This window comes from Synechococcus sp. O70.2 (assembly GCF_047462135.1).
Taxonomy (GTDB): Bacteria; Cyanobacteriota; Cyanobacteriia; order Thermostichales; family Thermostichaceae; genus Thermostichus.
Genome location: NZ_JANSIS010000002.1, coordinates 352,081 through 358,711, shown reverse-complemented (window position 1 = coordinate 358,711; position 6,631 = coordinate 352,081). Strand labels below are relative to the sequence as shown.

Genomic DNA, 6,631 nt, shown 5'->3' with positions numbered 1-6,631 from the left:
CTCCTGCCTGCCGCCGCCCAGCCGGGACTTTGCCGACCTGCCCCTGGCGGTAGAGCTGTTGGAGAAAGCCCTGCGCCGGCAGGAGCCCATCGCCATCTGCGGCGACTACGATGCCGACGGCATGACCAGCACAGCCCTGCTGCTGCGGGCGCTGCGGGGCACGCCGGTGGTTTACCGCATTCCCAGCCGCCTTACGGAGGGCTATGGCCTTAACAGCCGCATGGTGCAGGAGCTGCACCGCGAAGGGGTGCGCCTTATCCTCACCGTAGACAACGGCATCGCTGCCCACGAGCCCATCCGTCTAGCCAAAGAGCTGGGGCTGGCGGTGATCGTGACCGATCACCACGATCTGCCCTCCCAATTGCCCCCTGCCGACGCCATCCTCAACCCCAAGCAGCTCCCAGAGTCGTCTCCCTACCGGGGAATGGCCGGGGTGGGGGTGGCCTACCTACTGGCCCAGGCCTTGGCGGAGCGCCGCGGCGATGAACGGCTAGGGCGAGTGGCGCTGGAGCTGTGTACAGTGGGCACCATTGCCGATTTGGCCCCTCTGACAGGGGTAAACCGCCTCTGGGTGCAGCAGGGGCTAGCCCTTTTGCCCACTTCCCAGGTGGCCGGGATCCGCGCCCTCTTGGCGGTGATGGGAATGACGGGATCCCCGGAGGAGCTGCGGCCAGAGTGGGTAGGGTTTGGCTTGGGGCCCCGCATCAACGCCATTGGGCGAATTGGCCGACCGGCAATGGGGATTCAACTGCTGACCACCGACGATCCCCAGCAGGCGGAGAAACTTGCCCGCCGCTGTGAACGCCTCAACCAGGTGCGGCAGGAGATGTGCAGCCGCATCGAGGCCGAGGCTTTGGCGCAGATTGCCCAACGAGACTGGGATCCGCCGCAGGAGCGGGTGTTAATCCTTTTGGGAACCCCCCAGCAGCGCTGGCACAAGGGGGTCATTGGCCTGGTGGCCGCGCGGCTGGCGGAGCGCTTTGGCTGTCCAGTATTTATCGGCAGCCAGTCGCGCCAGGGGGAGATTACTGGCTCGGCGCGGCAGGGGATCCCGGAGTTCGACGTGTTCCAGGCCCTGGAGTTCTGCAAAGATCTGTTTACCAAGCATGGCGGCCACCCAGCTGCCGGCGGCTTTAGCCTAAAAGCAGAGAACTGGCCCCTTTTGGAAAAGCGGCTGCGGCAATTGGCCCAACAGCGCCTGCAGCCAGAACAAATCCGGCCCTTGGTGCAGATTGACCTGGAGGTGGCGCTAGCTGACCTCACTCTTGACCTCTATCAAGAGTTGCAGCGCCTCCAGCCCTGCGGTATCGGCAACCCGGAGCCGGTCTTCTGTAGCCGCAACCTGCAGGTGTTGCAACAGCAGCGATTTGGCCCCCGACCTGGGGCTGTGGGCGGTGTTTCCTCAGCCGAGGATGCCCCCAGCCACTTGAAGCTGCTGCTGCAGGATCCCCCTGAGTCCTGCCGCTCTCCCCTGGGAGCCAGGGCCCGCCGCCGTCCCCTCTGGGCCACTGTCTGGCGAGGGGCCGCAGCCTATCCCCTGCCCGAGCGGATTGATGTTGCCTACACCCTCAAAGCCAAGCGGTGGGAAGACGAGACCCAACTAGAGCTGGAAATTCTCGGGATCCGGCCTGCCCAAGCGGCTAGTCCCGGAAAATCCTCCCCCTCCCAACAGAGAAGGGATCTCTCCCCCCTTCTTCTCTACCGCCCTGCTCCGCCTCTCATCCGACCGCTGCGGTGGCAGGTTGTGGATCGCTTTTCTGACCTCCTGCCCCAGGCGCAGGGAACCATCCTCTTCTACGGCTTTCGCCGTCCCACCTTGGTTCTGGCACCTGAGCGGCGCTCTCCGCTGACTCTTGACTACGACCGCCCCCAGGCGGGCCGCCGCTACGACCAATTGTGGCTGTGGAGCTGGCCCCCCTCTTTGGAGCACCTCAAGTGGCTGCTCCACTGCCTTTCTGGCGAAGCGCCGCTCATTGCCGTGCATCAGCAGACCGTGCCCCTACCCTCCGCGGCCACCCTACAACGGCAACTGCGCCACTACCTGCAAACCTATCCCCAGGTGGATCTGTTGCGCCTAGGCCAGCAGTGGTGGCTGTCGCCAGCGCTCCTGGTGGCGGGCCTGCGTTCGTTGGGGCATGCTTGCCCTGAGTTTGGTCCAACGGGATCCCTGGAAGAAGAGCTGGAGGCCCAACGGGCCTGGTACCGCAGCTCCTGGGAGCAAGTGGCCGCTCTGCTCCAGGGATCCCCAACGCCGCTGCTGCGCTATGGGGCTTAAACTGCTGCTTGGCTCTGACTACCACGGCAACGACCGGCTGATCCGGCAGGCCCTGGCCTATCTGCCGCAGGTGGATGGCTACATCAACTGCGGCGATTTCTGCTCCAAGGCCGGCAAGCCCTCCCGCAACGCCACCCAAGGCTTTCATCCGGCAGCCCCAGCCGAGGTAGCCCAGCTGCAGTCTTTTCTGGCGGCCGTGGACGGGCTAGGCAAGCCCTGGCTCTTTCTGCCCGGCAACCACGACCCAGCCGCCACAGTGTTGGAGGCCCTGGCCGGCAATTGGGGACAGGCCATTACCCAGTCCTGTTGCTTTGAGTGGCTAGGGCTGCAGGTGCTGGCAGTGCCCTGGACGCCTCCCTGCGGCTGGAGCTGGACGCTTACCCGCAGTCACCTGCAAGAGCTACTTGCCCTTTACAGCCAACTGCCGCATCGCATTGACCTGCTGCTTAGCCACGCGCCGCCGCGGGGCTTGTTGGACGAAGGGGGCAAGTGGTACCACCGCCGCATGCCCACTCTGCGTCCCCTTTTGGATCTGCTCCAGCCGCGCTACTACATCTGCGGCCACATGCACTGGGATGGGGGAAAGGTAGAACGGTGGGGATCTACCCTCGTCATCAACACAGCCTTGCACAACATGCTTTTGGAGATCCACTGAGAAGCAGAGAGCGCGGGCTTAACGGCCAGAGAGGGTAGCTCTGCAGATTGCAGCCAAGCGCTCGGCTAAGATAGCGGAGCCAGATGAGTTTCACTCCCCATGCCCCGTTCCCTAGTTCTGGCCAGCAGCAACCCCGGTAAATGGCGGGAGTTCCACGCCTTTTTCCAGGCCCATGCTCCCCGGTGGGAGTTGCGTCCCCTGCCGGCAGCGATAGAAGTGGAGGAAAGCGGCAGCACGTTTGTCGAAAATGCCCTTCTCAAAGCCAAGGCCGTAGCAACGGCTCTGGGGGAGTGGGCCATTGCCGATGACTCTGGCCTGGCGGTGGCAGCCCTGGGGGGTGCCCCTGGGGTTCATTCGGCCCGCTATGCCCCTGACGATGCCGCCCGCATTCAGCGACTGCTGCGGGAGATGGAAGGGATCTCCAACCGCCAAGCTACCTTCCACTGCGCCATCGCTGTAGTGGATCCCCAGGGCCAGGTGCAGGCACTGGTAGAGGGTCTCTGCCACGGAGAAATCTTGACCCAGCCCCGGGGAGAGGGGGGGTTTGGCTACGACCCGCTCTTCTGGGTGCCAGAGGTGGGGCTGACTTTTGCTGAGATGAGCCCAACGCAAAAAGAAGCCGTCAGCCACCGCGGCCAGGCCCTGAGGGCTCTCAAGGAGCAGTTGCTTATCCTGGAGCGCCGTCTAGGCTAGCTTGGAGAAAGGGCTGCAAGTCCAACTCGGTCTAGGAAGATGGGAGTGCCAGTCTTGCGTTGGGAGCCTGAAAAATGACCTTCTCTGAGGAGCGCGATCCAAACCGTTTTCCAGACGCAACGGCTGCTAGCGGCCAAGGGAATGCCTCTGCTCCCAGCAGCTCGGAGTCCCAAGGCCGGCGTTCCCCACCTCCCCTGCCGGAGGAAGGTCCTGGCCCCTCTGAGGAAAGTGCGGAAGACTGGCTGGAGGATGAAGAGGCCCAGAACGACGGGAAGGCGTCCGCCGCTCCTCTTGCCGGGCGCGCGCTGCCAGCGGAGGAGGCTAAAGAGAGGGCCACCTCAGGCCGAGAAGCGGCTGCTGGATCTTCGCGGGCTGCTGATCGCATTAGGGGGACGGCGTCCTCTCGGCCCAGCTCTGCTGGACAAGCCTTGGTTCCCCGGCGCCTTGTCTCTAGCAACCGGGGCTTTGAGGGATCCGCCCGCTCTTCCGCCTATGCCGGCTCCTACAGGGGTGACTATGGCTCCACCTCCAGCTACGGGGGAAGAGGAGGATATGGAGGGGGAGGCCGCAGCGGCAGATCTTCAGGGGGGATCTCCTCCTCGGATCTGACGGCTTTGCTGGTGGTGGCCCTGCTGGCTTTTTTCGGAGGGTTTGCCATCCGCAACATCTTTGCCGAGTCGGGCGGCTTTGACGATGAGCGCCCCATTCGCGCTGCCAATGTGCCGGCGGCTTTTCGGGATTTTTGCTTTGCCTACAACGGCACCGCCTCCTTTACCGTGGTCCAACTCACCAGTGTCTCTGCCCTCACCGTGGCCTCGGTGCCCATCTACAAAGTGGATACCTGCACCATTCCCGTCAGCCAAACGGCCAATGCCCTGCAGGCCTTGGGCATCCGCGGACGGGCGAACACTCTAGGCCCCCAACTGGGGGGATCCAACCTCACCCTCATCCAGCTTCCCTTGGCCAGCAGCTTGGCCCGCGCCCTCTACAGCCAGTTTCCCGGCTTGGCTGCCCAAGGCGACGAGGCGCAGGTTTTGTCCCAACTGGAAACCACTATCAACAACGCCTTGCGTTCCAACCTCGAAGGGCTGGCCCTGCAAAACCTGCAGCCCACCAACATCCCCGATGTGTACGTGATGGTGCCAGGCCACTCCTTTGACTTGCAGCCACAGCTTGAGCTGCGCTAGTCCTTCGGCCAGGGATGGGGAAGTGTTCATCACTCTAGAAGGTGGGGAGGGGGTAGGTAAAACTACCCAGCAAGCCCTGCTTGCGCTGCAGCTTCGCCAGGCGGGCTATCCCTGTCTGTGTACCCGCGAGCCGGGAGGGACGGCGCTGGGCCGGGCGCTGCGGGAGATCTTGTTGCATGGGGATCCCCTGACGCCGCTGGCTGAGTTGTTTCTGTACGCGGCAGACCGGGCTGAGCATGTGCAAAAGTGTATCCTTCCCGCTTTGGCAGCCGGCCAGGTGGTGGTTTGCGACCGCTTCACCGATTCCACCCTGGCCTACCAGGGCTACGGACGGGGGCTGGATTTGCAGCAGGTTCGCCAGCTCAACCACTTGGCCACCGGCGGTCTGCAGCCGCACCTCACCCTGTGGCTGGATCTCCCGCCAGAGGTGGGGCTAGCGAGAAAGGCCTCCGGCCCGCTGGCGCGAACCGGGCTTGCCGACAGGCTCGAACAGGAGCGCCTGGAGTTTCACCGCCGCGTCCACCAGGGCTTCCAGACGCTGGCTGCCGCCGAGCCGCAGCGGATTGTCCGCATTGACGCCGAGGGATCCCCCTTGGAGGTGGCTGCCCGCATCTGGTCGGTGGTCAAGCCTCGCCTGCTGACAGCAGTCCCAAGGCCCTAGACGAAAGGTTAAGATGTGGTTAAAAAGGGGGGAGCAGGGGACGGCTCAAGCTAGCCTGGGTAGGCTAGGGAAGGGGGGCTTGGCGCTCTTTGGAGGTGTTGTCGTGGGTAGAGAAGACTTGCAGTGGACATCATTGCTGCTGAATCGAAAACTGAGAGCCTCGGCAAGACGGAGTCCTCGGAGTCACTCTTGCTCTCGTCTTCAAGCTTGCCCCCGCTAGCTGCTTTGGCCCACCAACTGCTGAGCCAGCAATGGCAGCGGCTGCAGAAGCACGTGGGGAGAGTGCTCAAGCACCACCCGGAGGCGGCAGAATCCCTTCATCAGATCCGGGTGAGCTTGCGCCGCATCGGCACCTGGGCGGAAGTGTTTCAGGGATCCCTGCGCCTGCCCAAGCCGCTCAGGCCCAAACGTTTGCGAAAGTTGATCAAGACGCTGGGCCAGCAGCGGGATCTGGACGTGTTGCTAGAAATCCTCCACGAGCCCTGTTGGCAAGGGATCCCGGCAGACCAGCAGGCGGAGCTAGAGGAGCTGAAGGAAAAGCTGCAGCGGCGCCAAGCTCAAGCCGAGAAACACTCCCGCCGCATTTTGGCAGAGGAGGACTTCCTGAAGTTCCAGGCTGCTTGCGAAGAGTGGCTGATTTCTCCTCGCTACCGGCCTGCGGCCCAGCTTCCTGTGCAGGAGAGCTTGCCCCATCTTTTGGCGCCGCTAGTAGCGGCGTGGTTCCTGCAGCCGGGTTGGCGGATCCCGGCCTTCCCCGAAACCGAAGCTCAGGCTGAACAACTGCATGACCTGCGCAAAGCCACCAAACGCCTGCGCTACCAGCTAGAGTTTTTTGCCCCCTTCTACGGAGAGACCCTCCAAAGCTGGGTGAAGGCCCTCAAGCGTCTGCAGGAACAGTTGGGCCGCTTTAACGACTTGCAAGTTCTACAGGCCCAGCTACCTGCCGACTCAAGCTTGCAGAACTGGCTGCAGGAACAACAGAAGCTGGCTCTCCAAGATTGGCCCACGCAGCAACAGCGTTACTGTAACCCTGCCGAGCAGCAGCGGCTATATCAGTTGCTCTTCTTGGCTGGGGAGAGCAGCAACGGGGAAGTCCAGGTGGTAGGCTAGAGCAGGGGTTTGAACCGCAGTTGGCCGGACAGGATCGCTCCAGATCCATG

At 63.4% G+C, this 6,631-nt stretch carries 6 protein-coding genes; all 6 read left to right on the top strand.

Annotation, left to right across the window (positions count from 1 at the left end; all coding sequences use genetic code 11):
• Window positions 1-2,275: single-stranded-DNA-specific exonuclease RecJ (gene recJ, locus NW812_RS04330; protein WP_414394361.1), on the top strand; the 2,275-nt coding region annotated here is incomplete at its 5' end.
• Window positions 2,265-2,930, top strand: a complete 666-nt coding sequence (locus NW812_RS04325; protein ID WP_414394360.1) for a metallophosphoesterase family protein — start codon at window positions 2,265-2,267, stop codon at window positions 2,928-2,930. The genes recJ and NW812_RS04325, both read left to right, overlap by 11 nt.
• A gap of 99 nt (window positions 2,931-3,029) precedes the next feature.
• The gene (rdgB, locus tag NW812_RS04320) at window positions 3,030-3,623 is read left to right on the top strand and encodes an RdgB/HAM1 family non-canonical purine NTP pyrophosphatase (RefSeq protein ID WP_414394358.1); all 594 of its coding nucleotides are present in this window, start codon (window positions 3,030-3,032) and stop codon (window positions 3,621-3,623) included.
• Between the two features lie 74 nt (window positions 3,624-3,697).
• Window positions 3,698-4,810: a hypothetical protein gene (locus tag NW812_RS04315; protein ID WP_414394356.1), complete on the top strand. Its 1,113-nt coding sequence runs from the start codon at window positions 3,698-3,700 to the stop codon at window positions 4,808-4,810.
• Window positions 4,811-4,832: 22 nt separating this feature from the next.
• Window positions 4,833-5,471 (top strand): dTMP kinase, encoded by a 639-nt coding sequence (gene tmk / locus NW812_RS04310; protein ID WP_414394355.1) that lies wholly within the window; start codon window positions 4,833-4,835, stop codon window positions 5,469-5,471.
• A gap of 123 nt (window positions 5,472-5,594) precedes the next feature.
• Window positions 5,595-6,581: a CHAD domain-containing protein gene (locus NW812_RS04305; protein WP_414394353.1), complete on the top strand. Its 987-nt coding sequence runs from the start codon at window positions 5,595-5,597 to the stop codon at window positions 6,579-6,581.
• Window positions 6,582-6,631 lie beyond the last annotated feature (50 nt).

Coding starts and splice junctions, on each gene's coding strand:
- rdgB (WP_414394358.1), top strand. CDS start 3,030: ATGCCCCGTTCCCTAGTTCTGGCCAGCAGCAACCCCGGTAAATGGCGG.
- NW812_RS04325 (WP_414394360.1), top strand. CDS start 2,265: ATGGGGCTTAAACTGCTGCTTGGCTCTGACTACCACGGCAACGACCGG.
- NW812_RS04315 (WP_414394356.1), top strand. CDS start 3,698: ATGACCTTCTCTGAGGAGCGCGATCCAAACCGTTTTCCAGACGCAACG.